The organism is Monashia sp. NPDC004114, from assembly GCF_053603855.1.
Window position 1 is genome coordinate 14207 of sequence record NZ_JBSGGK010000028.1, and the last position, 25954, is coordinate 40160.

At 71.6% G+C, this 25954-nt stretch carries 22 protein-coding genes; 8 read left to right on the top strand and 14 right to left on the bottom strand.

Features of this window, described 5'->3' with window-relative positions:
- Positions 1-61: 61 nt before the first annotated feature.
- The 8 genes from mnhG to ACWEOW_RS23580 form a co-directional block, all read right to left on the bottom strand.
- Entirely contained in the window at positions 62-427 is a 366-nt protein-coding gene (mnhG, locus tag ACWEOW_RS23545) for a monovalent cation/H(+) antiporter subunit G (RefSeq protein WP_452271685.1), read from the bottom strand.
- A complete protein-coding gene (locus ACWEOW_RS23550) occupies positions 424-735 on the bottom strand; it encodes a monovalent cation/H+ antiporter complex subunit F (protein WP_452271686.1) in 312 nt (103 codons plus the stop codon). Before ACWEOW_RS23550 ends, mnhG begins: the two co-directional genes overlap by 4 nt.
- The gene (locus ACWEOW_RS23555; protein WP_452271687.1) at positions 732-1382 is read right to left on the bottom strand and encodes a Na+/H+ antiporter subunit E; all 651 of its coding nucleotides are present in this window, start codon (positions 1380-1382) and stop codon (positions 732-734) included. The genes ACWEOW_RS23550 and ACWEOW_RS23555 overlap by 4 nt, the downstream gene beginning before the upstream one ends.
- Positions 1379-3013, bottom strand: a complete 1635-nt coding sequence (locus ACWEOW_RS23560) for a Na+/H+ antiporter subunit D (protein ID WP_452271715.1) — start codon at positions 3011-3013, stop codon at positions 1379-1381. Before ACWEOW_RS23560 ends, ACWEOW_RS23555 begins: the two co-directional genes overlap by 4 nt.
- Positions 3014-3038: 25 nt before the next feature.
- Positions 3039-3653: a Na(+)/H(+) antiporter subunit C gene (locus tag ACWEOW_RS23565; RefSeq protein WP_452271688.1), complete on the bottom strand. Its 615-nt coding sequence runs from the start codon at positions 3651-3653 to the stop codon at positions 3039-3041.
- The gene (locus ACWEOW_RS23570) at positions 3650-6595 is read right to left on the bottom strand and encodes a Na+/H+ antiporter subunit A (RefSeq protein ID WP_452271689.1); all 2946 of its coding nucleotides are present in this window, start codon (positions 6593-6595) and stop codon (positions 3650-3652) included. The genes ACWEOW_RS23565 and ACWEOW_RS23570 overlap by 4 nt, the downstream gene beginning before the upstream one ends.
- Positions 6596-6800: 205 nt before the next feature.
- Positions 6801-9275 (bottom strand): immune inhibitor A domain-containing protein, encoded by a 2475-nt coding sequence (locus ACWEOW_RS23575; protein WP_452271690.1) that lies wholly within the window; start codon positions 9273-9275, stop codon positions 6801-6803.
- A 180-nt stretch (positions 9276-9455) separates the two neighbouring features.
- Positions 9456-10142, bottom strand: a complete 687-nt coding sequence (locus ACWEOW_RS23580) for a DUF6636 domain-containing protein (protein ID WP_452271691.1) — start codon at positions 10140-10142, stop codon at positions 9456-9458.
- 82 nt (positions 10143-10224) lie between these two features.
- Between ACWEOW_RS23580 and ACWEOW_RS23585 the strand changes: the two genes are divergently transcribed.
- The 3 genes from ACWEOW_RS23585 (at position 10225) to guaA (ending at position 13184) form a co-directional block, all read left to right on the top strand.
- On the top strand, positions 10225-11004 hold the full coding sequence (locus tag ACWEOW_RS23585) for an SURF1 family protein (RefSeq protein WP_452271692.1): 780 nt from the start codon (positions 10225-10227) through the stop codon (positions 11002-11004).
- On the top strand, positions 11001-11432 hold the full coding sequence (locus tag ACWEOW_RS23590) for a DUF3817 domain-containing protein (RefSeq protein ID WP_452271693.1): 432 nt from the start codon (positions 11001-11003) through the stop codon (positions 11430-11432). Before ACWEOW_RS23585 ends, ACWEOW_RS23590 begins: the two co-directional genes overlap by 4 nt.
- A 186-nt stretch (positions 11433-11618) precedes the next feature.
- Positions 11619-13184 (top strand): glutamine-hydrolyzing GMP synthase, encoded by a 1566-nt coding sequence (gene guaA, locus ACWEOW_RS23595; RefSeq protein ID WP_452271716.1) that lies wholly within the window; start codon positions 11619-11621, stop codon positions 13182-13184.
- A gap of 251 nt (positions 13185-13435) precedes the next feature.
- Here the strand turns inward: guaA and ACWEOW_RS23600 are convergent, their stop codons facing one another.
- Complete coding sequence (locus tag ACWEOW_RS23600) at positions 13436-13900, bottom strand: hypothetical protein (RefSeq protein ID WP_452271694.1); 465 nt, start codon at positions 13898-13900, stop codon at positions 13436-13438.
- A 167-nt stretch (positions 13901-14067) separates the two neighbouring features.
- Between ACWEOW_RS23600 and ACWEOW_RS23605 the strand changes: the two genes are divergently transcribed.
- Positions 14068-16770 carry an asparagine synthase-related protein gene (locus tag ACWEOW_RS23605; RefSeq protein ID WP_452271695.1) on the top strand — a complete coding sequence of 901 codons (2703 nt, stop codon included), beginning with the start codon at positions 14068-14070 and terminating at the stop codon, positions 16768-16770.
- Positions 16771-16791: 21 nt separating this feature from the next.
- Here the strand turns inward: ACWEOW_RS23605 and ACWEOW_RS23610 are convergent, their stop codons facing one another.
- Positions 16792-17622 (bottom strand): PIG-L deacetylase family protein, encoded by an 831-nt coding sequence (locus ACWEOW_RS23610; RefSeq protein ID WP_452271696.1) that lies wholly within the window; start codon positions 17620-17622, stop codon positions 16792-16794.
- Between the two features lie 105 nt (positions 17623-17727).
- Here ACWEOW_RS23610 and ACWEOW_RS23615 point away from each other — a divergent pair, with 105 nt between their 5' ends.
- Complete coding sequence (locus ACWEOW_RS23615; protein WP_452271697.1) at positions 17728-18852, top strand: glycosyltransferase; 1125 nt, start codon at positions 17728-17730, stop codon at positions 18850-18852.
- A gap of 75 nt (positions 18853-18927) precedes the next feature.
- Here the strand turns inward: ACWEOW_RS23615 and ACWEOW_RS23620 are convergent, their stop codons facing one another.
- On the bottom strand, positions 18928-20238 hold the full coding sequence (locus tag ACWEOW_RS23620; RefSeq protein WP_452271698.1) for a chloride channel protein: 1311 nt from the start codon (positions 20236-20238) through the stop codon (positions 18928-18930).
- Between the two features lie 38 nt (positions 20239-20276).
- On the opposite strand from ACWEOW_RS23620, the gene ACWEOW_RS23625 reads away from it, so the two are divergent.
- The 3 genes from ACWEOW_RS23625 to ACWEOW_RS23635 are packed head-to-tail and all read left to right on the top strand — an operon-like array spanning position 20277 to position 21594.
- Positions 20277-20987 (top strand): NUDIX hydrolase, encoded by a 711-nt coding sequence (locus ACWEOW_RS23625; protein ID WP_452271699.1) that lies wholly within the window; start codon positions 20277-20279, stop codon positions 20985-20987.
- 10 nt (positions 20988-20997) lie between these two features.
- Entirely contained in the window at positions 20998-21351 is a 354-nt protein-coding gene (locus tag ACWEOW_RS23630) for a hypothetical protein (protein ID WP_452271700.1), read from the top strand.
- Positions 21352-21378: 27 nt separating this feature from the next.
- Entirely contained in the window at positions 21379-21594 is a 216-nt protein-coding gene (locus ACWEOW_RS23635; RefSeq protein WP_452271701.1) for a hypothetical protein, read from the top strand.
- A 7-nt stretch (positions 21595-21601) separates the two neighbouring features.
- Here the strand turns inward: ACWEOW_RS23635 and ACWEOW_RS23640 are convergent, their stop codons facing one another.
- The 3 genes from ACWEOW_RS23640 to ACWEOW_RS23650 form a co-directional block, all read right to left on the bottom strand.
- Positions 21602-23290 carry a sigma factor-like helix-turn-helix DNA-binding protein gene (locus ACWEOW_RS23640; RefSeq protein WP_452271702.1) on the bottom strand — a complete coding sequence of 563 codons (1689 nt, stop codon included), beginning with the start codon at positions 23288-23290 and terminating at the stop codon, positions 21602-21604.
- A 72-nt stretch (positions 23291-23362) separates the two neighbouring features.
- On the bottom strand, positions 23363-24928 hold the full coding sequence (locus ACWEOW_RS23645) for an amidohydrolase (protein WP_452271703.1): 1566 nt from the start codon (positions 24926-24928) through the stop codon (positions 23363-23365).
- Positions 24925-25908 carry a quinone oxidoreductase family protein gene (locus ACWEOW_RS23650; RefSeq protein ID WP_452271704.1) on the bottom strand — a complete coding sequence of 328 codons (984 nt, stop codon included), beginning with the start codon at positions 25906-25908 and terminating at the stop codon, positions 24925-24927. The genes ACWEOW_RS23645 and ACWEOW_RS23650 overlap by 4 nt, the downstream gene beginning before the upstream one ends.
- Positions 25909-25954: the final 46 nt, after the last annotated feature.

Sequence of the window (25954 nt, forward strand, 5' to 3'; positions counted from 1 at the left end):
CGAGTTGAGATCAAACCGCACAACCCCTCGCGCCGAACGCGGCGTTGGTATGCCTTCCGGCTCAGCTGGTCTGGTCCGACCCGGAGCGCTCCAGGGCGTCCGAGAGCTCGTCGACCACGAGGGTGGACTCGTCAACCCGGCCGTTGCGGTAGGCCGCCCGGCCCACGAGGTGGGCCGAGACCGGTGAGGTGAAGAACTGGGTGGCGCCGAGCAGGATGAGGGTCGTCACCGCGGCCCAGGTGCGCAGTGTCAGGGCGAGCCCGACGAGGATCACGATGAGCCCGAGGGTCTGCGGCTTGGTCGCGGCATGCAGGCGCGAGAGCGTGTCGGGGAACCGGGCCAGGCCCAGCGCTCCCGCGAAGCAGAGGAAGGCGCCGACCAGCAGGCACAGAGCCCCGGCAGCGTCGAGCACGGCGGTCCAGCTCATGGGTGCAGCCTCCTCTCGCGGACCTCGCCCTCCACCTCGTCCGTGTCGCGGGAGAGGAACCGGGTGACGGCGACGCCGCCCACGAAGCCGACGAGCCCGAGGATCATCAGGAGCGGCAGGTACGTCGACGTGTGCTGCCGGGCCGACTCGAGGGCGACTCCAGCGATGACGATGACGAGCAGGATCTCGGCGGCGATGATGCGGTCGAGGTTGCTCGGGCCGCGGTAGAGGCGCACGAGCACGATGACGGCGGCTGCGCCGAGTAGGGCGAGGGCGGCGATGACCACCGACGTGACGAGCCAGGTCATGGGGCATCTCCAGGGGGTCGGGCGCGTGGTCCTGAAATGGGTCCTGCGGGTCCGGTGGCCCGACCCGCGTCGGCGAGCTTGGCGGACTCGATCGCCTCGATCTCCTCGCGTGAGCCGAGGGCCCGCACGACGCGCTCCTCGACCACGAGGACGTGGCGCCGCTGCGCCTCGACCGCGCCCTTGCGCTCGACGTCGAGCAGGTGCAGGTAGAGGACCGAGGTCGAGCGTCGGGCGTCGATGACGACCGAGCCCGGCACCAGCGCGATGAGCTCGGCTGTGAGGGTGAGGTAGAAGTCCGACCGCGAGCGCAGCTGGACCTCGATGACGGCGTTGCGGGGGCGCCGGGTGCCCAGGGCGAGCCGCAGCACCTGCCAGGTGGCCGCGACGAGGTCACCGAGGAACCGGATGATGAGCCAGGCGAGCCGGTGCGGGCGGAGGCGGCCGTTGAACTCGATCGAGGGCAGCGGGAACGCGTACGTGACGAACAGGCCCACGAGGATGCCGTTGACGACGTTGCCCCAGGTGATGCGGTCCCACATGAGCACCCAGGCCAGGGCGATCGTGGCGATCGCCCGCGGCTGGAAGGTGCGGCGCCTGCGGGGCGCTGCCGGGCGGCGTACGTCGTCGGTCGTCGGGGTCGCGCTCATCTGCGGGCCTCCGGCGGAAGGACGGCATTGACGTAGGGAGTGCGCGCGATGAGGTCCGCGGCCGCCTTCTGGGTGTACGAGAAGAGCGGCCCGGCGAAGAGTGTGATGGCAAGGCCGACGGCCGTCATTGCCGCGGTGGCCCCGAGCATCGTGCGCGGCAGCGCCCGCGGCGAGGTGTCCACGGCCACAGCGACCGCCACAGCACCACCCCGGGCCGCGGCACCCTCCGCCTCTCCGGTGTCGCCGTAGGGGCCCGCGGTCCCGGACGCCTCCGCAGCCTCCGCCGCCTCTTGAGCCGCGATCGCCTCGGCGGCTGCCCGGGCCTCGGCGAGCGGACGCCAGAACGCCTGGCTCCACACCTTGGACAGTGCGTACAGCGTCAGCAGGCTCGTCACGATCCCGCCCACGACGAGCACCCACGCGAGCGGAGTGCCCACCTCGATACCGGCATGCAGCAGCCCGATCTTGGCGAGAAAGCCGGACAGGGGTGGGATGCCCGAGAGGTTCATGGCAGACAGGAAGAAGAGCACGGCGAGCACGGGGGAGGCCACGGCGAGGCCGCCCAGTCGGTCGAGGGAGGTGGTGCCGGCGACGCGCTCGACGAGCCCGGCGATGAGGAACAGCGCGGTCTGGATGGTGATGTGGTGCGCGACGTAGAAGATCGCCCCGGCCGTGCCGTCCTGGGTCGCGAGGGCGATCCCGAAGATCATGTAGCCGATGTGGCTGACCAGGGTGAACGACAGGATCCTCTTGAGCCCCGACTGGGAGACGGCGCCGAGGATGCCGATGACCATCGTCAGCAGGGCCGCCCACATGAGCAGCCCGGTGAGCGGGGACTCCGGGAAGAGCAGGGTCTGCACGCGGATGATCGCGTAGACCCCGACCTTCGTGAGCAGGCCGGCGAAGACCGCGGTCACCGGCGCCGGAGCGGTCGGGTAGCTGTCGGGCAGCCACGCCGACATCGGGAAGACGGCCGCCTTGATCGCGAACGCCGTGAGCAGGCAGAGCTGCAGCACGAGCGCAACGCTCGGGGTGAGGTCGGCGATGCGGATCGAGAGCTGGGCCAGGTTCACGGTGCCCGTCGCGGCATACACGGCGGCGATGCCGACGAGGAACAGGGCCGAGCTGAGCAGGCTGACCACCACGTACGTGGTGCCGGCGTGGATCCGCGACTCGGCGCCGCCGAGCGTCAGCAGCACGTAGGAGGCGAACAGCAGGATCTCGAAGCCGACGAAGAGGTTGAACAGGTCCCCGGCGAGGAACGCGTTGGCCACGCCGGCCGAGAGCACGAGATACGTCGGATGGAAGATCGTCAAGGGTGTCTCGGTCTCGTCCTCGCCGTCGGCCTGCCCCTGGCCGATGGCGAAGAGCAGCACGAGCAGTGTGACCACGCCGGAGACGAGCAGCATGAGCGAGCTGAGCCGGTCGGCGACGAGGGAGATCCCGAGCGGCTCCTGCCAGGCGCCGAGCCAGAGCACCTGGGGGCCGTGTGCATTCGTCTGCTGCACCAGCACCGCCGCGACGAGGACGGTCGCCGAGAGCACCGCGATGCTCGTCGCTCGCTGGAGCCGCGGTGACCGCCGGAAGGCGAGCGTCAGCGCGGCCCCGAGCAGCGGCAGCAGCACGGGCATCGGGACGATGTCGGCGACGGAGAGGTCAGCCACGGCGCTCACCTCCCAGGCTCTGGCGGTCGGAGCCCTCGTCGCCGCTGTCCTCGGGTCCGTTCTCGGGTCCGTCCCCGGAGCCGCCATCGAGGCGCTCGCCGGCGAGCTCGTCGGCGGTCGTCGTGGAGATCTCGGAGGGGTCGTAGGTCGACGACGTCGCGTCCTCGATGGCCAGGCGCTGGATCCGGGCGTCCTCGGCGTCGTCGGGCACGTCGTCGGTCCCCGAGACCTGCCACAGGCGGTACGACAGCGCCAGCAGGAACCCGATGGTCGCCAGCGAGATGACGATCGCGGTGAGGACCATCGCCTGCGGCAGCGGGTCGCTGATCGACTGCGGGGCCTCGCCGACGAAGGGTGGGCGTCCGGCGCGGCCGCTCACGACGAGGTAGAGGACGGCGACGCCGTTGCCGATGAGCACCATCCCGAGCAGCACGCGCACGAGGCTGCGGTCCAGCACGAGCGCCGTGCCGGCCGCAACCAGGCCGACCGTGACGAGGACGAGCGTGAGGTTCGGCTCGAGGGTCGGCTCGATGAGGGCGGCGACCGCCGGCTGCTGCGCCAGCGGCGTCAGCGCGGTCACCGGCGTCAACGCTGTCGGAGGCATCATCGGTGCGCCACCTCCTCGCGGCGGCCGCGGCCCTCGTCCGAGCCGCCTCCCTCGGAGACCTCGCCGCCGGTCGGGCCCGCGTCCGCTGCGGCGTCCTCGCCCGGGACGGGACCGTCTGACTCGGCCTGGATCTGCCGGTCGATGCCCGTGCCGAGGCTACGCACGATGTCGAGCATCATCCCGACGACGATGAGGTAGACGCCGATGTCGAAGAACACCGAGGTGACGACGTGGACCTCGCCCCACGGCGGCAGGGTGAAGTCGATGGTTGTCGTCTCGAGGATGGTGCCCCCGAAGGCGAGCGGCGCGAGCGCGGACCCGACGGCGACGAGCAGCCCGAGGCCGACGACGAGGCCGGCGTCGAACGGGGCGGCCTCGTCGAGCTCGTAGCGGCCGCCCGCGAGGTAGCGCACGACGAGCGCCAGCCCCGCGACGAGCCCGCCGGCGAAACCGCCCCCGGGCTGGTTGTGCCCCGAGAAGAGCAGGAAGAGAGACGCCGCGAGCATGATGTGGAACACGAGGCGCGTGACGACCTCGAACATCACCGAGCGCTTCTCCTTGCGCATGGTGCGCCCGCCGTGCAGCCACGTGCCGCGCGCCGGGTCGGTGGCGGGGATGGCCTTCGACGAGGCCCGGGAGATCCGGGTGTTGCGGGTGCTCACGAAGATCAGGCTGGCGACGCCGGTCGCCGCGGCGACGAGGACCGACACCTCCCCGAGGGTGTCCCAGGCGCGGATGTCGACGAGGGTGACGTTGACGATGTTCTTGCCGTGCCCGAACTCGTATGCCTGCGTGGGGTACCCCTCCGAGACGGGCATCGAGTGGCGGCCGCCCGCAGCCACCAGGGCGATGGCTCCGACGGCGCACCCGACCGCGGCACCGAGGGCCAGCCGCCAGGTGCGCGAGGGGGAGTGCGGGTGCCGGGTGAACTTCGTCGGCAACCGGCGAAGCGCGAGCACGAAGACGACGAGGGCGACCGTCTCGACGAGCATCTGGGTGATCGCCAGGTCAGGCGCCCCGTGCTCGATGAAGAGCAGCGACACGCCGTACCCCGTCGCGCCGACGAGCATGACTGCGGTGAGGCGGCGGCGCGTGATCAGCACGAGCACCGCTGCAGCGACGACGATCCCGCCCACGACGGCCTGACCAGCGTTGTCCCACAAGCGAACCGACGGCATAGCCCGGCTTGCGAAGGCAGCCACCCCGGGAAGTGCGACGAAGACGAGGAGGATGGCGGCGAGGTAGATCGGCAGCGACCCGCGCTGGGTCACGGCAGTCGTCTCGACGGCGCCCCGGTCGACCCAGCGCATCGTCCGCGCGAAGCCGCGCTCGCCGTCGACCAGGGCCGGCACGCGCGCCTGCGCCCGCGCGACGTCCTCGCGCACGAGGAAGAGCACGAGACCCAGCAGGATCGACAGCGCCGAGAGCAGCAGCGGCACGGTCAGCCCGTGCCACAGCGCGAGCGGCTCCGGGGCCGACCCGACGGGGAACTGGACGGCATACGGCATCAGCCAGGGCGACTCGAGCGGTGCGAGCAGGCCGAGCGCGAGACAGGCGACGCCGAGCAGGAGGGGGGCCAGGACGAATCCCGGGTGCGGCGGCTTGACCCGTGTCGGGGCGACCCCCGGCTTCGTCGCGAAGGCGCCCCACAGGAAGCGTGCCGTGTAGGCGGTCGTGAGCGCGGAGCCGACGACGATCGCAACGAGCGCCACCCAGCCGTATGCCGCCGGGAGGGGGGCAGAGTGCTGGACCTCGTCCCAGACCGCGGTGAGCGCGCTCTCCTTCGAGACGAAGCCTGCCAGCGGGATGACCCCGGCCATGGACAGGCCCGCGAGGGTGGCGGGCACCGACACCGGCAGCAGGCGCCGCCCGACGCCCGACAGCTCGCGCAGGTCGCGGGTGCCGGTCGCCTTGTCGACGACCCCCACGGTCAGGAAGAGCGTCGACTTGAACAGGCCGTGAGCCAGGACCAGCGCGAGGGCGGCGAGGGCCGACTCCTTGGTGCCGAGGCCCGTGATGGCCACGATGAACCCCAGCTGGCTCACCGTCCCGTAGGCGAGCAGGAGCTTGATGTCGTGCTGGCGCAGGGCTCGCCACCCCCCGACGAGCATGGTGAACAGGCCCAGCCCGAGGGTGAGCGCGAACCACGCCGGGGCCCCGGCGAAGACGGGGGCGAGCAGCGCGACGAGGTAGATGCCCGCCTTGACCATGGCCGCGGCGTGCAGGTACGCGCTCACCGGGGTCGGCGCCGCCATCGCTCCGGGCAGCCAGAAGTGGAACGGCACGAGCGCCGACTTCGACAGCGCCCCGACGAGCAGCAGCACGACGGCGGCCACCATCACGGCGTCGAGCGGCGGGGGCGAGGCCACGAGGGCGGAGATGGAGTAGGTGTGGTGCACGCCGATCGCGATGATGCCGATGAGCATCGCCAGGCCGCCGACGGTCGTGACGAGCAGGGCCTGCATGGCGGCGCGGCGGTTCGTCGAGCTGGCTGGGTTGTGACCGATCAACAGGTAGGAGAAGACCGTGGTCAGCTCCCAGAAGATGTAGAGGACGAGCAGGTTGTCGGTCAGGACCAGCCCGAGCATCGCGCCCGCGAACGCCGTGAACACCGAGGTGAACCGCCACAGCGAGGGGTCGTCGTCGGCGAAGTACCACGCGCAGTAGAGCAGCACGAGCGCGCCGACCCCCGTGATGAGCAGCGCCAGCACCCAGGACAGCGTGGTGAGGCGGAAGTCGAGGTCGAGGCCGAGGCCCGGCACCCACTCGATCCGCTGGGTCGGCAGACGGCCCTCGCGCACGTCGACGGCCACGGCGACCAGCCAGCCGAACGCGACCGCCGGCACCACCGCGAGGACGAGGAAGGCCTTGGCGCGCAGCACGCGCGCCAGCCAGGGCGCGAGCGCGGCAGCAAGCAGGTGCAAGAGCAGTAGCTGCGCCACGGCGGCCCCTCGGTCGTCGGGTGAACAGGTCGTCCACGACGCCCGCCGGACCGGTGGCCCCGCGTCGGTCGTGAGGGTCAATCCTATGTGCAGCCGAAGACCCCGCCGACCGGACGGTCGGCGGGGTCTTCGTGATCAGGCGTTGCTGACCGGACCGGATCCGTGCTCACGCGCACTCACGCGCGGGACCGGTTCGGCCTCCGGCTCACTTGGGAGCGACGAGGACGTTGAGCGAGTTGCCCTGCATAGAGCTGCCGACGACGCGGATCGTCGTGCCGGTCTTGGGCACGTCGACGCCGTACCACCCCGGCTGGTAGCGACCGGCGTGGGAGCCGGTTGCACCGTGCTCGTCGGAGTTGGTCCACCACGACTTGGTGTCGTCGAAGACCGGGACGGCCGGCTTGCTCGCGATCGACCCGGCGACGCTGTTGTTGTGCAGCGAGATCGCGTCGGTCGGCTCGAGCCCGAAGGTCGAGTCGTAGGAGAGGATCCGGTTGCGCATCAGCGTCCCGTCACTCCAGTGGCTGAACTCCGGGTGGGCGTCGACCGGCAGGATCAGGCCCGAGCCCGGGTGGTCACCCACGTTGTTGTCGGCCATCGAGGAGTCCCAGTAGCTGACGAGCAGGCCGTTCTGGTACGGGTAGCTCTCCACCATGTCCGGCGTCGTGTTGAGGAAGCCGAAGTTGTATGCCGTGGCGAGCGACGTGTCGTACCCGTCGTACTGCCGGTTCTCCGCGACGTAGGCGTTGAAGAACTTCTGCGTCACGGTGCCGGAGCTGGCCCGGAAGCCGCTGCCGTCAGCCGGGTCGAACGTCCAGCCGGCGTCGCTCTCGGCGCCGTCCAGCGGCTGCCCGCTGATCGCGATCGCGTCGAGCTGGAGGCCGGGCGGCGGCGTGCTGACGCCGGGCTGCCCGACCTGGGCGACGTCCTGCCAGTAGCGGAACTGCAGCGTTACCGTCTGGCCGGCCCACGCGGACAGGTCTGCGGTGAGGTCGGTCCAGTCGGCCTTGACGCCCGTGATGCCGTGGCCCTGGTTCTGCCCGTTCGGGTCGGTTGAGCTCGACAGGTTCGTGTTGACGTAGGTCCACGTGGCGCCGTTGTCCGTCGACACGCGAAGGAAGGCGTAGTCCCAGTCCTGCTCGATGTTGTAGCGAGCCTTGGCCGAGAGCGAGACCGAGCCCGCCGGCAGAGTCACCTGCTTCGTCATCGTGGTGTCGATGTCGTCGCGCGCGTCGCTGTAGTACACGTGCTCGCCCTCGTAGGGGGCGCCGAGCTCGAGCGGCACCTCCTTGTCGGGCAGCAGGGTGAACAGCGCCTGCGCCTGCTTGGTCGCGGGCGCGTTCGAGCCGATCGTGTGCGAGGACCGCTTGCCGGCCTGCGCGACGTCGTAGAACGGGCCCTGCTTGCCCTGCGGCTGGAGCCAGCCGAGCTGGAACAGCTCCCAGGCGCCCAGGTCGGTCGGGGCGTCGCCGATCCCGTCCGGGCCGCCGTCGCCGATGTTGGCGCCGGAGGACATCAGGGTCCAGAACGCGGTGTTGTTCTCCGCGCCACCGGTGTTGCCGGACGTGTCGTACAGGTCGGGCAGACCGAGGTCGTGGCCGAACTCGTGGGAGAAGACGCCGAGGCCGCCGTTCTCCGGCTGCATCGTGTAGTCGCCGACCCAGATGCCGGTCGGGTTGTTCGGCACGAGCGGGCTGCTGACGGTGCCGGTGTTGCTGCCGATGTTGACGCCCGCGCCGAGCGGTCCGCCACCCTGGATGTTCGCGAACGAGCGGTGGCTCCAGATCGCGTCCGTGCCCTGGTGCGGGTCTCCGGCGGCCTCGTCGCCACCGGCGTGGACGATCTGGAAGTGGTCGATGACACCGTCGGGCTCGTTGAAGTTGCCGTCGCCGTCGATGTCGTACCGGTCCTGCTGGTCGAACGTCTTGAGGTATGCCGTGATCTCGGCCATCGTCTTGCCCGACTTGAGCTGGTTGTCGACCCAGACGGCGAGAGCGTCACGCACGAGTGCCTTGGACGTGTTGCAGACGATGCTGCCGCAGTAGTTACGGCCGTAGAGCGCCTCGTTGTACGGCACCTTGACCCAGTCGGTCACCGCGCCCTCGACCGAGTACCGGCCCGAGGACTGGCGCTGGTAGTAGTCGGCCATGCGGGTGAAGTACATGTTCTCGTAGTGGGCCTTGTTGTAGTCGGCCTGCCAGAGAGTCGAGTTGTCGACCGCGCGGTCGGGTGCGGGGATCTCGTTGTGCAGCGGCCCGGTCACGTCCGTCGCGCTGCCGTCCTTGGGCGGGCCGAGGAAGGTGCCCGGTGGCACCGTCGTGCCGATGCCCCCGGGGTACTGCTCGTTCCCGAACTCGACGATGACGACGAAGATCTTGTCGGTGCCCTCACGCTCGAGCGGCACGTACTGGCCCGGGCCGAGCTTGGCCACCTTGCCCTGGGCGGACTTGTCGCCCTTGAGCCGCTTCTCCAGCGCCTTCTGGCGCATGGCGTCCTGCTTGACCGCCATGGGTGAGCGGAGGTTGTCGTTGCCGGCGTTGGCGTTCTTGCCGGACGACGCGCCGTTGTCGGCGCTCGGAGCGGCCTGGGCCGGTGACGCCACGATGGCGCCTGCGACCAGGGCTCCCGCGGCGAGCAGGCCCGTCAGCCTGCTGCGCCCGGTGTGCATTGTCTGCCTCACGAGGTTGTCCCCTAGTTGTGAGATTCCTGTTGGACGCCGCGCTCGCCTGGGCATACGAACATCCCCCGCCGGGCGCAACGATCGACAGTCAACTGCGCGTGACCAGTGAGATAACCCTCTGTTCCGGAGCCGTTACCAATTCGAGACCATCGGGGCGATGGTCGGGGACCAGAGATTCGGTCAGAACGTGACGAAGGTGTCTCGCGCCAGGAAGAAGCCATGGTGCGAGGCCGCGTCGACACACGTCATGCCGGTCTCCTCGCTGAGACAGGCGACCGAGCCGAGCGCAGGGTCCGTGCGCGAGCCGTAGTCCAGCGTGGGCGCGCCGCCCTGCCGGATGGTGTCGGAGTTGCACACCGGCCGGGCGCCCTTGTCGGACAGCTCGATCCGGCCGATGTCCTGCGGTCCGTCCGTGGGGCAGATCGAGGGGATAGGCGGCGTGATCCGTCCCTTCTCGACCTCGCATGCAGCGAGCTGGCTCGGGCCGCGACCGGCGACGCACGAGATGTTCCCGCTCGGGCTCTGGAACGCCGCTGCCGTCCCGCCCGCGACGCGCGCGCCCGCGATGCGCTGCTGGGCCTCGGCGAAGGAGTGGGGTGCGCCGCGCTGGCGACCGGCCGCGAGGCTGATGGGCACCTGGCTGGTCGGCGCCGGGCTCTGGGCCAAGGACGTCGGGACCGTGGTCGGCTGCGCCGGCGAGGACGGGCTCCCCGTCGGGTCGACGTAGACGGTGACCGTCCTTCGCGGGCTCGGGATGTCGGTGACGCCGCACCCGGCGAGGACCACCGACATCGCGCCGACCGCGCCGACCAGTGCGACGACGCGCACGAGAACCACGTGGCGCGCCCGGTTCGTCCTGCTCACCATGGGCGTGGAGTCTGCCACGCCTTGCTGGACAGGTCACCCGGGCGGTCTCGAGGCTCCCGAGCAGGTGACCTACCCTTGGGGCGTGTTCCGCAGCCTGCTCACCCCGCGCTGGGTCGGCATGCTTGCCCTCCTGCTGGTCATCGTCACGGCATGCGTGTTCCTCGGCCTGTGGCAGCTCGGCGTCGCCCGCGACGAGGGCCGCAAGGACGCCGTCGCGGCCGCCGCCAGTCTCCAGCGGGCGCCGCTGCAGGACGTGACGAAGCCGCACGCGGCGTTCGCGGCGGAGTACTCGAACCGTCCCGTCACCGTCACGGGCACGTATGCCGCCGACCGCACCTTCGTGGTCGTGGACCGCAGGCTCGACGGCCGGGTGGGGTCGTGGGTGGTGACGCCGCTGCAGACCGCCGGCGGCACCGTGGCGGTGCTGCGCGGCTTCGTCGACGGCACGCCGGCCGCGAGCGCCCTGCCGCCGACCCCGCCGGGGGTCGTCACGGTGACCGGCACCCTCGGCCCGGGCGAGTCGCCGCGGCCCGGTGGTGCGCTGCCGGAGCCGCAGCGGCGCGCCATCGACCTGGCCGAGCTCGTCAACGAGTGGCCGGGTGACCTCTACAACGTCGTCGTCCTCGCCTCCGCGGAGAGCGCGGGCTCGACGGCGAGCAGCGGCGCGCCCGTCCAGGCTGCCGGCCTGTCCCGAGTGCCACCTCCGGAGCTCGACGCGTCCCTCAACCTGCGCAACGCGGCATACGCCGTGCAGTGGTGGGTCTTCGGACTGTTCGCGATCTGGATGTGGTGGAAGATGTTCCGAGCCGAGCAGCAGGCGCAGACGCCGTCGGCTGCCCCGAAAGAAGGTGTGAGCGCGTGAGCCCGACGTACCCGACCAACCTGGCCAAGCCCGAGCAGATCAGGTCGGCCCTGGCGATCTACCGGGTGCTCGCCATCATCGCCGGCATCGCCCTGTTCGTGCTCATCCTCGAGATGGTGATGAAGTACGGCTTCCACCAGGAGAACGTGCTCACGAAGTACTGGAGCCCGATCCACGGGCTGATCTACATGGCGTATGCCGCCTCGGTCGCGAACCTCGGTATCAAGGCCGCCTGGGGGATCAAGCGGATCGTGCTCAACCTGCTGGCCGGCTTCGTGCCCGTCGTGCCGTGGGTCGCCGAGCAGCGCAACAGCCGCGAGGTCCACGCGATGCTGTCCCGGGCCTACGTGGCTGGGGACGGCGGCACCGGCGACTCAGCGAGCGCTGCCGGCGGCCCGGCCCCCTCGGGACCGGGCGCGAGCGCCTGAGCGCGGCGGACGGCATACCGCCTCGGTGGAGCCGGCGCCCGCGCCGGACGCGCGCTCGACCCTGGCCGATAGAGTTTGTGCGTGACCGACGCCGTGCCGCCCGACCTGCCCGACACGCAGCCCGACCCACAGACGGACCCCCAGCCTGGCACTGAGCCAGGCGCTGCGACCGATGCTCCGACGAGCCTGCAGGACCACCCGGTCCTCGTCGTCGACTTCGGGGCGCAGTACGCCCAGCTGATCGCGCGCCGCGTCCGGGAGGCGCAGGTCTACAGCGAGGTCGTGCCGCACTCGATGTCGGTCGCCGACATGCTCGCCAAGCGCCCTGCCGCCGTGATCCTGTCCGGTGGGCCGAGCTCGGTCTACGAGGAGGGCGCGCCGCGGCTCGACCCGTCCCTGCTCGATGCCGGCGTGCCGGTCTTCGGGATGTGCTACGGCTTCCAGTCGATGGCCCAGGCCCTGGGCGGCACCGTCGAGCGCACCGGGGCGCGCGAGTACGGCAAGACCGACGCCTCGATCTCCCGCCCCGACTCCACGCTCTTCGACGGCCAGCCCGACGAGCAGGTCGTCTGGATGTCGCACGGCGACGCCGTCAGCGACGCGCCCGCCGGCTTCACGGTGACCGCCTCGACCATCGGCACGCCCGTCGCGGCCTTCGAGGACGACGAGCGGCGCCTCTACGGCGTTCAGTGGCACCCGGAGGTGCTGCACTCCGAGCAAGGCCAGCGGGTCCTCGAGAACTTCCTCTGGAAGGGCGCCCGGATCGCGCCCGACTGGACGCCGGGGCACGTCGTCCACGACCTCGTCGACGCGATCCGCGAGCAGGTCGGCAGCGACCGTGTGCTCTGCGCGCTGTCGGGAGGCGTCGACTCCTCGGTCGCTGCGGCCTTGGTGCAGAAGGCGGTCGGCGACCAGCTGACCTGTGTGTTCGTCGACCACGGGCTGCTGCGCGAGGGCGAGGCGGAGCAGGTCGAGAAGGACTTCGTCGAGGCCACCGGCGTCGACCTCGTCGTCGTCGACGCGCGCGACCGGTTCCTCGAGGCGCTCGCCGGCGTGACCGACCCGGAGACCAAGCGCAAGATCATCGGCGAGCAGTTCATCCGGGTCTTCGAGCAGGCCGCCCGCGACGTCGTCCTGGACCGCGGCGACGAGGAACACCCCGTCAAGTGGCTCGTCCAGGGCACGCTCTACCCCGACGTCGTCGAGTCCGGTGGCGGCGAGGGAGCCGCGAACATCAAGAGCCACCACAACGTCGGCGGGCTGCCGGAGGACCTCAAGTTCCAGCTCGTCGAGCCGCTGCGCAGCCTGTTCAAGGACGAGGTGCGCCAGGTCGGCCTCGAGCTCGGGGTGCCGGAGGTCATCGTCTGGCGCCAGCCGTTCCCGGGGCCGGGCCTGGGCATCCGGATCATCGGCGAGGTCACGGCCGACCGGCTCGCGGTGCTGCGCCGAGCCGACGCGATCGCGCGCGAGGAGCTGACCCGGGCGGCCCTCGACCGCGACATCTGGCAGTGCCCGGTCGTGCTCCTCGCCGACGTCCGCTCGGTCGGCGTCCAGGGTGACGGCCGCACATACGGCCACCCGGTCGTCCTGCGGCCCGTGGCCTCGGAGGACGCGATGACCGCCGACTGGGCGCGCGTGCCCTACGACGTGCTCGCGACGATCTCGACCCGCATCACCAACGAGGTCGAGGAGGTCAACCGGGTGGTCCTCGACGTGACGAGCAAGCCGCCAGGCACCATCGAGTGGGAGTGAGCGCACCGCGCTGAAGAGCGCGCGCGGTGTGACCAGCGTGACCGGAGTGACGGGCGGGCCACTCGACGGTCATGCCGGTCGAGTGGCCGCTCCGTCCCAGCGTCATCCGGTCGAGTGGCCGCTCCGTCCCAGCGTCATCCGGTCGAGTGGCTGCGCCGTCCCAGCGTCATCCGGTCGAGTGGCCGCTCCGTCCCATCCGTCATCCGGTCGAGTGGCCGCTCCGTCCCATCCGTCTCAGCAGCGTGCGGGCCTCAGCGACCCGTCATGGCGATGTACGTGGCCGCGTTGCCGTTGGGGTGGATGAGCACGGCGGGCCCGAGGCAGCGTGCCGGCACGTTGAGCGTGGCCTTGATCTCGGCGTTGCCCGCAGAGCTGAGCGGTACGGTTCCCGTCGTCGCGGCCTTGACGTTGTTGCAGGCGACGCTCGCCGAGACCGTCACCACAGGTCCGGTGCCGACGCCCGGGATGACGAGGCCGACGATCGAGACCTTGAGGGTGCCGTCGGCCTGGACCTTGGCCTCACCCGAGGTGATCTGCCAGGGCGCGCCACCCGGGTTCGAGCCGAAGAACGGCTTCGGGTCCGTGGGGAGGCTGCCCTGGATCGGCGCCCGAAGGAGGTCGTCGCTCGTCGCGGCGACGGCAGCGGTGGTGGCGAGCACGCTGGCTGCGGCCAGAGCGCCGAGGACGAACGTGGCCGTGCGGGAAGGTCGGTGCATGGGTCTGCTCCTTGTGATGTCTCGTGCCGCTGATGGTGGTCGCGGGCGCCGGGCGGACCGTCGGGGCCGCCGGACGTCCCCCACCGAAGACGGCGTCCGGCACCCTGACGGTTCACCTGTCTGCGGGCGTGAAAGCGGATCCAGCCGGAGTCGCTAGGGTTGCGCCCATGTGCGGAATCGCCGGACACCTGGGTGTCCCAGCCGACGAGACCCTGCTCGAACGCCTGGTCGCGCAGCACCCGGGGTCGGTGCCGACCCAGCGCTACCAGGGCGACGCGGAGGGACTGGCCGGTCGTCCGGCCGGGCGCCGCGGCAGTGGGCCGCTGCTGGCCACGAGCCGCGGCGGCCGTTTCACGCTGGCCCTCGACGGTGAGCTCTACAACCGGTCCGAGCTGCGCTCCGACCTCGAAACGCTCGGGCACGACCTGCCCACCGGCGCGGACGCGGAGCTTGTGCTCGCCGCGTTCACGGAGTGGGGCCCGGACGGGTTCGACCGTCTCGACGGCGCGTATGCCGTGGCCGTGTGGGACCGCGACACGCGTGCGTTCACGCTGGCCCGAGACCCCTTCGGCATCCGCCCGCTCTACGTATGCCGGGTGGCCGGGTCCACGGAGCCTGCTGGGTCAGGCGGGTCAGCGGGATCCGACGAGACGACGGGCTGGCTGTTCGCGAGCGAGATCCGGGGCATCCTCGACAGCGGGCTGTACGAGAAGCGCCCGAACGACCTCGTCATCTACCGCTACCTGCGCCACCGCGTGCACGACGACGGGCCCGAGACCTTCTTCGAGGGGATCGAGCGCGTCGCTGCTGGCGAGGTCGTCACGCTCACCGGCCGCGGGATCGACCGCCGGTCGTTCAGCCGGCTGCGCGACGAGCTCGAGGCGGGCCGGGCCCGGCCGCGGGCGTACTCCGCCCCGGTCGCGCAGGAGTTCCGCCGGCATCTCACCGACGCCGTGCGGCGCCGCTCCGGCGCCAGCGGGCGGATCGCGACGGCCCTCTCCGGCGGCCTCGACGCCGCGGCCATCGCCGTTCTCGTCGACGGGCTGGCCCGAGAGAACGGGACGCACCAGCCAGGACGGTCCGGCGCCCTGGTGCAGGACACGTGGTCGGCCGTGTACCCGGAGACCGTGGCTCCCGAGCGCGAGCAGCTCGACGTGGTGCTGGCCACCCTCGGTGACCGGGTCGATGCACACCGCATCGAGCCGACCCCGTCGGAGTTCAAGGCCGACCTGCACGACTTCGTGCGCACGCAGGAGGAGCCGACCGGCTCGACGGGCCCGTACACGCAGTACCGCGTCCTGCGCGCCGCCGCCGACCTCGACGGAGTCGTTCTCGACGGCCACGGCGGCGACGAGACGCTGGCCGGGTTCGGCCCGCACCACCTGGTCCGCCTCCGCGAGCTGCGCAACCAGAGCGCGATGCAGGCCGCGACCGAGCTCGGCCGCTCGATCGACGTGCTCTACCGCAGGGGCCGGCCGGTCATCGGCGCCCGGCTCCGAGGCCGCAAGGACGTGCCGGTCACCTCGCTGCTGGCCTCGTCGTTCGCCGCAAAGCACGTCGGCGACACGTACGACGTCGAGCGCACCGACCTGCACGCCCGGCTGATGCAGGACATCTTCACCGGTTCCCTGCCGGCCCGGCTGCGATACACCGACAAGAACGCCCGACGGTTCGGGGTGACGGTGCGGCTGCCCTTCGTCGACCGTGACCTGACCCGGTTCGTGGCCTCGCTCGATGACGACGCCCTCGTCAAGGACGGCGTCGGCAAGCGGGTGCTGCGCGACGCGATGCGCGGTGTCCTGCCCGACGCGGTGGTCGAGCGCCGTGACAAGGTCGGGGCGACGACTCCCCAGCGAGACTGGTTCCTGCGTCTCAAGAACCACATCTACGGCGAGTTCCTCAGCGAGTCGTTCGCCAACCGCCCCTACTTCGACCAGACCGCGGTGCTGGAGGCCTTCGAGGGGTGGATCAAGGGGACGAACACGATGGACTCCTCGACGATCTGGCGCATCCTCAACGTCGAGCTCTGGCTGCAGGAGTTCTTCGACGAGCGCCCCGACGAGGTCGACGCACCGGTCCACGTCAAGACCGACTTCGAGCCGAACGCCCGTAAGCAGCTGGACCTGACGACCGCCGACGGCCAGCAGGTGCGCCGCTACCCGCTGCGCACGGACCTCTACGCCCGTGAGGACGACCTCGTCGGCAAGACCCTGGGCTACGTCGAGAGGTTCTTCGCCGGGCTGCCGCAGGCCGGCGGCGACCACGCTGCCGCGACGACGGGCCGCTGGTACTTCTTCATCTCCGAGAAGATCGTCGCGATCACCCAGGGCCGGTCGTTCTTCATCTGGGACATCAAGGTGGGCAGGCCGGCCAGGATCCTGAGCCGGTACGTCACGCGCACACCTGCAGGCATCGGCCTGGGCTCGCCCTTCACGATGCAGCTGGCCATCGAGGAGGCCGGCCTGCCGCGCGTGCTCTTCGCGTCCGCAGGCGGCGCGATCGGCAAGCTGGTCGGCCGCCGGGGCCTGTTCTACGACCTCGTGGGCGGTGACATCCGGGCGATCGACGGCCCGACCGAGTACTCGGTGTACCCGGCCAACGTCTCGGCCAAGCTCGGTCCGAAGGACCCTGACGAGGTCGCGGCGCGCCTCAGCGCGGCGATCCGCGAACGGGTGCCGGCGGCATACCGGGACACCTTCGGGGGCACCGTGGTCATGGACGCGAACGACATCGGCCGCAACGTGCTCGGCCAGGACGCGCCGGGTCCCAAGGAGCGCTACGAGGCGATGTTCGCGGACAACCCGCTGGGGCAGGGCTCGGAGCAGACGCCGATGGCCATCGTGTTCGAGCGGGGCCCGGCGCCCGGCTGAGCCGGGCGCCCGGAGCGAGGCTCAGCCGAGGCCGTCGAAGACGTCCCGCCGGATCGGGTCGCCGGGCGCTGCGGCCGGGTCGACGTACCACTCCCGCCCGAACACCAGGTCATAGAGCGGTCTGGGGATGCGCAGGAAGGCCGCGAGCGTGCGGTCGGCGCCGCCGTCGGCACTGGCCTGCGAGGCATGCGCGCGCATCGAGGCCCGCTTGGCCTTGACGTAGCGGCGCACACTGACCCGGTGGGTGATCTCACGGCGTGCCGAGAAGGCCCGGTCGAAGCTCGCCCGGTCGAACTCCGGCGGGAACCGGTAGATCTTCGCGGCGAGGTCGATCGCCTTGGTGATGGTGTCACGCGGGACCGTCGCCTCGAGCAGCCTTGGCGTGCCGGCGATCTCGGCCGCCCGGCGGCCGACGCGGTGCACCTGCTTGTGGTCCGGGTGGCCATAGCCGCCGTTCGGCTCGTAGCTGAGCAGCACGTCCACCTGCTCCTCGCGCAGGATCGCGGCCAGCCGCCCGGCGGCCTCCTCGACGTCGGCACGCACAAAACGCGTGGCGCCGGGTGGGTCCGGGGCGAGCTCGGGCCCGAGCCCGCTGTCGGCGTAGCCCAGGTGCTCGACCCGGGCGACCCCCAGCGCGTGCGCGCTGGCGCGCAGCTCGGCCATCCGGCGCGTCGCGAGGCCACCGTCAGCAGCATACTCCTGGGCCGCCAGGCCGAGCGCGCCGTCGGTCGCCACGACGACGACGACGCGATGGCCCTCGGCAGCTGCGCGCGCCATCGTGCCCGAGGTCAGGAGCGCCTCGTCGTCTGGATGGGCGTGGAAGGCCAGGAGCGTGCGTGGGGTCGTGGACATGGCGGATGTTCCGGATCTCCGAGGGTGACGGTGTGACGGATGTGGCACTCCGGCGCGGGACGCCGGCTCCAGGCACCCATCTTGGCGCATGACAGAGTGTGCCCCGTGAAGGTGGCCCTGCTCTCCGACTGTTACCTGCCCCGCCTGGGCGGCATCGAGGTGCAGACGCATGACCTTGCCCGCGAGCTCCTCGCACTCGGGCACGAGGTGGAGGCGTTCACGGCGACACGCGGCCCGGGCGGCGAGATGCACGGCGAGGTCACCGTGGTCGACGGGATCCCCGTGCACCGGCTCGCGGCCCGGATGCCGTGGGAGCTCCCGGTGAACCCGTGGGCGCCGAAGGAGCTGCGCCGCCGCCTCGTCGAGGGTGGCTTCGACGTCGCGCACGTGCAGACGGGCGTGGTGTCGCCCTTCGCGTGGGACAGCACGCGGGTCACGGTGGGGCTCGGGCTGCCGACGGCGATGACGTGGCACTGCATGCTCGCGGGAGTCGCGCCGGTCTTCGACGCGGCGCGCTTCGTGCGCAGATGGGCCGCGCGTGGGGTGGCCATGTCTGCCGTCTCGGACGTCGCGGCAGAACCGCTCCGGCGTCTCGTCGGAGCATCAGTCTCGGTCAGCGTGCTGCCCAACGGGATCGACGTCGCGCGCTGGGTCGCGCCGATGCCGGAGCGGAGCCCCGGGCCGTTGCGTCTCGTCACGGCTACCCGCCTGGCCGCCCGCAAGCGCCCCTCGGCGCTCGTGGAGCTGGTCGAGCGGGCCGCGGCCCTTGCCGGGCCGGGCTCGCTGAGCCTGACCATCCTCGGTGAGGGCCCCGACCGTGGCCGGGTGGAGCGTCTCGTGCGCGAGCACCGGCTCGACTGGGTGTCGATGCCCGGGCGGGTGTCCCGCGACGAGCTTCGGCGCAGGTATGCCGCCTCCGACGTCTACCTGTCGCCCGCGCGCCTCGAGTCGTTCGGGATCGCGGCCCTCGAGGCGCGCACGGTCGGCCTGCCCGTCATCGGACGGCAGGGCTCGGGGGTCGGCGAGTTCGTCAGCCACGGCGTGAACGGCCTTGTCGTGTCGAGCGACTCGGAGATGGCGTCGTCGATCGCGAGGCTCGCCGCCGAGCCCGAGGAGGTGGCCCGGATGCGTGCCTGGAACGTCGCTAACCCGCCCCGGCAGGAGTGGTCGCAGGTCGCGGGGCGCGCGGTGGCCGAGTACGAACGCGCCCAGGAGCTCGCGCGCCGCTGACCCCGCGTGGGCCCGGGGGCCGTGGAGGCTTGTCGCTGTCAGGGCGACGTGAACCCTTCACGATCTGACGGCTGCTCACGCGACCGGGGCGGGGGCTCGGCGGTCGGGAAGCCATCGCTTGAGCCCCTGAAGCGTGAGCCAGGCGCTGGCCGCCGCGAACACGGCGAGGGGGATCGCGTCGTGCCCGGCCGTGCCGGTGAGCAGGGCGGCGAAGAGCACCGACGTGAACAGGAACGAGCTCATCGCGGTCATGCCGGCAGCCGTGCCGATGGCGAGTGCGGCCGTCGGCGACATGCCGAACCAGGCGACGGCGAGAGCCGCGACCGCCACGCCGAGGAAGATCGCCGGGAAGATCGGTCCGCCGCGGAAGCCGCAGCCGAGGCAGACCGCGAACGCCAGGCCCTTGGCGACGAGCAGGACGACGAGGAGCGCTGCCGAGCCGTCGGTCCCGAGCGCAAGCAGGTCAGGGATCGCGCTCTGGCCAGAGAAGAGCACGTCGTCGCTCGTCGCGCCGAGGCCCTGCGCCAGCAGAGCGAGCAGACCCGTGACCACGGCGCCGCCGACGAGGACCAGTGTCGTGCCGCGCGGGCGCAGTGCGAGCACGACCTCCCCACTTCGGCGTGCGGCACGGACCACCACCGCAGCGACGATCCCGGCGACGACCGCGATGACGATGTCGCCGATGCTCACGGTCGCGTACGTCGGCAGGTCACCGACGGCGATCGAGGCAGAGCCCAGGCCAGGCCAGTCGTTGACGCCGAGGAAGACGATGTACCCGGCTGCCGCGGCTACGAAGCCGGGCAGGAGCACCGGCACGAGGCGGGCGCCGAAACCGAGGCCGGCCTCCATGAGCATGAAGCTCGCGACGATCGGCCCGCCGAAGAGCGCCGAGATGGCGGAGTACGACCCGGCGGTCGAGACCACCTGGCGCTCGCGCGATCCGAGCCGCGCGATCCGTCCGACCGCGATGCCGGTGGCCGAACCGAGCGCGATGAGCGGCGCCTCCGGGCCCAGCACCGCGCCGAACGCCAGCGTCGCGACGGCCGCAAGGGCGATGCCTGGCACATGGGCCAGCGGCGTCGGCGAGGCGCCGATGCCCTCGAGCGGTTCGTGCCCGCCGTCGCCGGGCAGCAGGCGGCGCGCGACGAGCACCAGCAGTGCGCCGACGACCGGCAGGCCGACGACGAGGTACCACGGGGGCCGGCTGACACCCATGGCCTTCGGCAGGTCGGTCCACAGCAGGTCCTCGAGCACATGGACGAGGGAGAGGAAGGCTGCGCCCACGAGAGCTGCCGGGATGCCGATGAGCAGCCCGATGAGCACGAGGCGCAGGTAGCGCCAAGGATGGACGCGCCGCTCGGTGTCGGCAGGTGCCTCGTCAGCCACACGAGCAGGCTAATGTCCGCGTGCCTAGGATGTCGGGAATGGTCAGGACCAACGTGCCGGGCGGAATCCGCGTCGTGGGAGTGGACTCCGCGGGGGAGCGCATCGCCGACCAGGTGCTGGCTCACGGGTCCCATCCCGAGCAGATCTTGGCCTCCGGCGGCCTGGCGGCCGAGTCGCCTTTGTCCGCAAGGGTTCTGGACGACGGGTCGCTGGAGCTGGCGTATGCCGTCACGCCCCTTCGCGTCGCAACGTCGCCCGAGCGGGCGGTCCCCAGAGACGCGGATGTCGGCGACGACGAGGTGGGGGAGCCCTACCAGCGTGTCGCGGCATACGCCATCGTGACGAGCGAGCGCGGGGTGCTGCTGACGCAGTTCAACTCGCAGACGGCCGTGCCCGGCTCGTGGGGGCTGCCCGGTGGCGGGCTCGACGAGGGCGAGGACCCGGTCTCCGGGGTTCATCGTGAAGTCTGGGAAGAGACCGGCCAGCGGATCGAGCTCGGCGATCTCCTGACGATCCAGTCGCAGCACTGGGTGGGCCGGGCGCCGTCGGGGACGCTCGAGGACTTCCACGCCGTCCGCATCGTCTACCGCGCCACCTGTCCCGATCCGAGCGAACCGGTGATCCACGACGTCGGGGGCACCACGTCGGACTCCCGCTGGTTCGGCCCGGACGAGCTCGCAACGGTGCCGATGACGCGGTCGTGGCGCGGCCTGGCAGCCCTCGACGAGCTCGCGCACGGCGCTCCGTAGGATGACCGCCATGGACCTCCTGCACAAGATCCTGCTCGCCCTCCACCTGCTCGGCATGGCCGCCGTCGTCGGTGGGTGGATCGCGATCCGGGCCGGTCGCACGGTGACCCCCGTCGTCGTGTGGGGTGCCCGTGCCCAGATTGTCACCGGGCTGCTCCTCGTCGGCCTCGCCGAGTCGAGCTCTACGGACGACTTCGCCGTCAACAACGCCAAGATCGGCGTCAAGCTCGTCCTCGCGCTCGTGGTCGTGGTCGCGGCGGAGATCGGCTCGGCGCGCTCCAAGCGCGGCCAGGACTCCGGCACCTATCTGGACATCGCGGGCCTCGGCGGCGTGGCGGCGACGCTGGTCGCCGCCCTCTGGTGACCCGACCCGGCTGAGGGTGTCGACGAGATGCGTTGGAACGCAGGCGTTCTCGCCGGGCTTCTCATCGGACTGGTCTGGCTTGTGGCGGGCCTGACGCTCGTGCTGGTCGGCCGCCGACGGCGACAGACATCCCACGCCGACGGCGCCGGCAACATGGCCGTCATCGGGATCTTCCTTCTGGTCGTCGCGGCGTTGACGTGGTTCGCCACGCTGCTGCTCGCCGTGGTCCCGACGACACCCTGACCCAGGCTCAGCCGGCGGTGAACCTCACGCCGAGGGCCATGACGGGCGGCACGGTGTCCGACGTGAGCCAGTGCGATAGCCGGCGCACCTGCCCGCTCTGGACGTTCCAGGCCATCAGCCAGGTGCCGTCCGCGCCGGTGTCGGCATAGACCAGGTCGAGGTCGACGGTCCAGCCGAGCACGGGACAGCAGCCGCTCGCCCTCGGCCGCTCCTCACCGAGAACGAGCAGGTGTTGTTGCCCGGTCCCGTCGATGGCAACGATGACCTGCTTCGGCCGCACCGCGTCGATGCCGCGGCCGGCCACGCCGTCGATGCTGAAGGCCGACGCGACGTGGGCGGCGCTCGAGACCGTCGGGCCGTAGGGTCTGGTGCGCGGCCACCCGACGAGCAGCGGCCGCTGGTACGGCACGTGGTCGTCGAGCACGGGCGTGCCGTTGTCCGTGCGGTACTCGACGAGACCGTACGCCTCAGGCTGTCGCGTCGCGTGCCGGTCGTCGGTGCCGCCGATCTGCCACGTCTCCTTCTCCGATCCGGCCATGAGCCACCCCCCGAACCACCAGACCCGGTCGAGGGTCGGCGATGGGACCGGGATCGACTCGATCGTGCCGGTCGCGGTCCGCAGCACGACGACCCGCCCCGGCTGAGGGAAGGCGATCGCGGTGCGGTCGTTGGAGAAGGCGTGGACGCCGAGGGGCGAGCGCCGCTCCCCGGTCGGGGTGACGACGTCGGTCAGCTGCAGGGTGTCGACGTCGAGCTGGTCGCCGGTGCGCCACACGAGCACCGGCTCCCAGCGCCCGGGTGAGAGACCGCGCAGGTAGACCGCGTCGGCGAAGACGCTCGGCACCCCGAAGCCGACCTCGCTGGCACGGCGCACCCCCTGATCCGGGTCGATCACCTCGGGCAGCCCGGCGTCGAGCCGCGCGACCGAGTGCTCGGTGCCCGCGGGCGGAGCCTCGACGTACGCGCTGCCGTCGCCCGATAGACGCCAGAGCGGCACCTCGGCCGGCAGTGATGTCAGAAGTCGCGACTCGACCGGGGGCGAGCTGCTGCGTGACCCGCCAACCGCCGTGGCCGCGGCCAGCACGAGCGCCGCGACGGCCACGGCGGCGCCCACCCGGCGGCGCACCTGGGTCTGCCGGGCCCGGGCAGCGCGCCACGCTCGGTCGGCGTGGTCGACCTCCCTGACCTCGGCGCCGATGGACCAGAGCAGGCGCGACAGTGCGGGGGGCCCGCCGGCCGCCTGCTGTTCCGCTTGTGCCGTAAGGACGGCCGCGCGCAGCTCACGTCGGACGGTGCCGTCGTCCAGCCCGAGGATGTCGGCCGTGTCGGCCTCGCTGCGCTGGTCGACTAGGCGGAGCACGGCAACGGCTCGCTGCCGCGCCGGGAGGCGCCACACCACCGCGTGCGACCCTGGCCCAGCCGGGGCGTGGCGGACGGCCTCCCTGCGAGCTGCGCGGTGCGGCATACGTTCGCCGGCGTGTGCCTCCGCGAGCGCCTCGCGGTAGAGCGCTCGCCGCACGAATGCACTCGGGTCGTCACGTCGCACATGGTCCCAGTGCAGGGCGAGCGCGACGAAGGCGCGGTGGACGGCGCCCTCGGCAGCGGCGGGGTCACCGCAGACGAGGTATGCCGCCCGCGTCAGCGCGAGCTCCCAGGCTCGCACGTAGGTGGCGAAGTCGGCATCGGTCTCGCGCACGGTCCCCTCCTACGTCAAGGATGGACCTTGTGCGGCCTTCCGGCTCCTGGCGCGGGGCCGCCGATCTCCAGGTCAGGTCAGCCGCTCGAAGACCAGCCCCCCGCCGACCCACGTCTGGAGCACCTGCGCGCCGCGGATCTCCGCTGGGTGGGACTCCTGCAGCGCCCAGAGGTCGCGGTCGAGGGCCACGAAGTCAGCCAGCTGGCCCGGGACCAGGCGTCCCACGTCGCCGCGCCCGACCGCCTCGTGCGAGCCGACCGTGTGGGCGTGGACGGCCTCGTCGAGCGTGATCCGCTCCTCTGGCCGCCACCCGCCGATGGGGTGGCCGTCTGCGCGTTGCCGGGTGACCGCGGCGTGCAGGCCGTAGAAGGGGTTCGGGTCCTCGACCGGCGCGTCCGAGCCGAACGCCAGGCGCACGCCGGCATCGAGGAAGCTGCGCCATGCGTAGGACGCCAGGCGCCGCGGGCCGATGATCGCGTCCGCGAGCTCGAGGTCGGCCGTGCAGTGGCTCGGCTGCATCGACGCGATGACGTCGAGCGAGCGGAAGCGGGGGATGTCGACCGGCAGGACGTGCTGGGCGTGCTCGATGCGGAGCGGGCCAGTGTGTCCCTCGGCGCGCACCGCCTGGAAAGCGTTGAGCACCAAGCGGTTCGCCTCGTCGCCGATGGCATGCGTGCAGACGTCGAGCCCGGCCCGGACGGCCATGAGGGTGCGCTCGAGCAGCACCTCGTAGGGCATCGCGGCGATGCCGCAGCCCTCGTGCCCGATGAAGGGCTCGGTCATGTGGGCCGTGTGCGAACCGAGCGCGCCGTCGCTGAAGAACTTGACCGGACCGACCCGCAGCAGGTCATCGCCCTGCCCGGAGCGGCGTCCTTCGGCGATGGCCTGCTCGAGGTCGGGATCACGCGTGCACTTGTTCACGCGGATGCGGAGCGCGCCGTCCTCGTGAATGGCGGCGTACGCAGCCCGGACGTCCTCGCCGTCGATGTCCGTGATGCTGGTGAGACCGACCGACAGCAGTCGGTGCTGGTTCTGCTCGAGCCACGGACGCAGCGGGCTCAGCTCCTGCGGGATCACGTCGAGCAGCTCCTGGGCGGACTCCCGAAGGATCCCGGTGGGCTCTCCCTCGGGGTCGCGGACGATCTCGCCGCCGACCGGGTCGGGTGTGTCCCTCGTGATGCCCGCCCGTTGCAGCGCAAGGGAGTTGGCCCAGATCGTGTGCCCGTCGACGCTCGACAGGGCAGCGATGCGTCCACCGCTGACGGTGTCGAGCGAGTGACGGTCGGGCTGCACGGGCACGTCCCAGCGGTTGTGGTTCCACCGCCCGCTGTGCAGCCACTCGCCCTCGGGGAGGGTTGCCGCGTGGGCCTTGACGAGGGCGAGCGTCTCGTCGAGGGAGAGTGCCTCCCGCAGGTCGACCGCCGACAGGTCTCGGGCGACCCACTCGGTGTGGATGTGTGCGTCATGGAGCCCGGGCATGACGACCTCGCCGGGCAGGTCGACGACCGTCCCGCCCGCATCGACGGCGTCAGCACCGATCGCGACGATGCGCCCATCGCCGACGAGCACTGCGTGCGTCCATGGCTCGGTCGGCGAGCCGGTCCAGATTCGCCGGTGCCGCAACAGAGTCCGGCTCATGCGTTCGGCACCAGGATCAGCTTGCCGGTGGTCTTGCGACCCTCGAGCGCCTCGTACGCCTGCGCCGCGTCGGCGAAGGCGTAACGGCCACCGATCTCGAGCTTGAGAGACCCGTCGGCGATCGCGCCGAGCACCTCACGGGCTCGCCACTCGTACTCGGCGCGGTCGGCCGTGTAGTGCCCGAGCGTCGGGCGGGTGAGGAAGAGCGAGCCGCCGGAGTTCAGCCGCTGGATGTCGAACGGCGGCACCTGTCCGCTGGCCCCGCCGAAGAGGACCATCATGCCGCGCGGGCGCAGCGACGCGAGCGACGCGTCGAAGGTGGACTTGCCCACGCCGTCGTAGACGACATCGACGCCTCGCCCGGCTGCGGCCCGGACCGCTCTCGCCAGGTCGTCGACCTCCGAGTAGTTGATGAGGTGCTGGGCGCCGAGATCACCTGCGATCCGGCACTTCTCGTCGGTGCCCGCGGTCGCCACCACCGTCGCTCCCTTGGCCGTGATCAGCTGCACGAGGAGCTGCCCGACCCCGCCCGCCGCGGCGTGGACCAGTGCCACGTCACCCGCCCTGACGGCATACGTGCTGTTGACGAGGTAGTGGGCCGTGAGGCCCTGGAGCATCGCGGCGGCGGCGACCTCGAGGTCGAGACTGTCGGGCACAGGGACCACCGCGGAGGCGGGCTTGTTGACGACCGTCGACTCGCTGCCCGACGACTGGGACCAGGCGACGCGGTCACCGACAGCGACGCCGGACACCCCCGGACCGGTCGCCGTCACCGTGCCGGCGCCCTCTTCGCCGAGCACGAACGGGGTCGGGATCGGATAGACGCCCTGGCGCTTGTAGACGTCGATGAAGTTGACGCCGCTCGCGGCGACCTCGATCTGTACCTCCCCGTCACCCGGGTCCGGCACGTCGTGGCTGCGCAGCTCGAGCACACTCCGGTCACCGGGCGCGGTGACCACGACACTGGTCGCTTGGGTCATGCCGTCACCCTACGACCGGCGGCGGCCTGTGGCGCGGCCTGTGGCG

Bases quoted from the DNA above. Each gene is read 5' to 3' on its own strand.
- mnhG (WP_452271685.1), bottom strand. From the start codon at position 427: ATGAGCTGGACCGCCGTGCTCGACGCTGCCGGGGCTCTGTGCCTGCTG.
- ACWEOW_RS23550 (WP_452271686.1), bottom strand. From the start codon at position 735: ATGACCTGGCTCGTCACGTCGGTGGTCATCGCCGCCCTCGCCCTACTC.
- ACWEOW_RS23555 (WP_452271687.1), bottom strand. From the start codon at position 1,382: ATGAGCGCGACCCCGACGACCGACGACGTACGCCGCCCGGCAGCGCCC.
- ACWEOW_RS23560 (WP_452271715.1), bottom strand. From the start codon at position 3,013: ATGCCCGTGCTGCTGCCGCTGCTCGGGGCCGCGCTGACGCTCGCCTTC.
- ACWEOW_RS23565 (WP_452271688.1), bottom strand. From the start codon at position 3,653: ATGATGCCTCCGACAGCGTTGACGCCGGTGACCGCGCTGACGCCGCTG.
- ACWEOW_RS23580 (WP_452271691.1), bottom strand. From the start codon at position 10,142: ATGGTGAGCAGGACGAACCGGGCGCGCCACGTGGTTCTCGTGCGCGTC.
- ACWEOW_RS23600 (WP_452271694.1), bottom strand. From the start codon at position 13,900: ATGCACCGACCTTCCCGCACGGCCACGTTCGTCCTCGGCGCTCTGGCC.
- ACWEOW_RS23605 (WP_452271695.1), top strand. From the start codon at position 14,068: ATGTGCGGAATCGCCGGACACCTGGGTGTCCCAGCCGACGAGACCCTG.
- ACWEOW_RS23610 (WP_452271696.1), bottom strand. From the start codon at position 17,622: ATGTCCACGACCCCACGCACGCTCCTGGCCTTCCACGCCCATCCAGAC.
- ACWEOW_RS23625 (WP_452271699.1), top strand. From the start codon at position 20,277: ATGGTCAGGACCAACGTGCCGGGCGGAATCCGCGTCGTGGGAGTGGAC.
- ACWEOW_RS23630 (WP_452271700.1), top strand. From the start codon at position 20,998: ATGGACCTCCTGCACAAGATCCTGCTCGCCCTCCACCTGCTCGGCATG.
- ACWEOW_RS23635 (WP_452271701.1), top strand. From the start codon at position 21,379: ATGCGTTGGAACGCAGGCGTTCTCGCCGGGCTTCTCATCGGACTGGTC.
- ACWEOW_RS23645 (WP_452271703.1), bottom strand. From the start codon at position 24,928: ATGAGCCGGACTCTGTTGCGGCACCGGCGAATCTGGACCGGCTCGCCG.
- ACWEOW_RS23650 (WP_452271704.1), bottom strand. From the start codon at position 25,908: ATGACCCAAGCGACCAGTGTCGTGGTCACCGCGCCCGGTGACCGGAGT.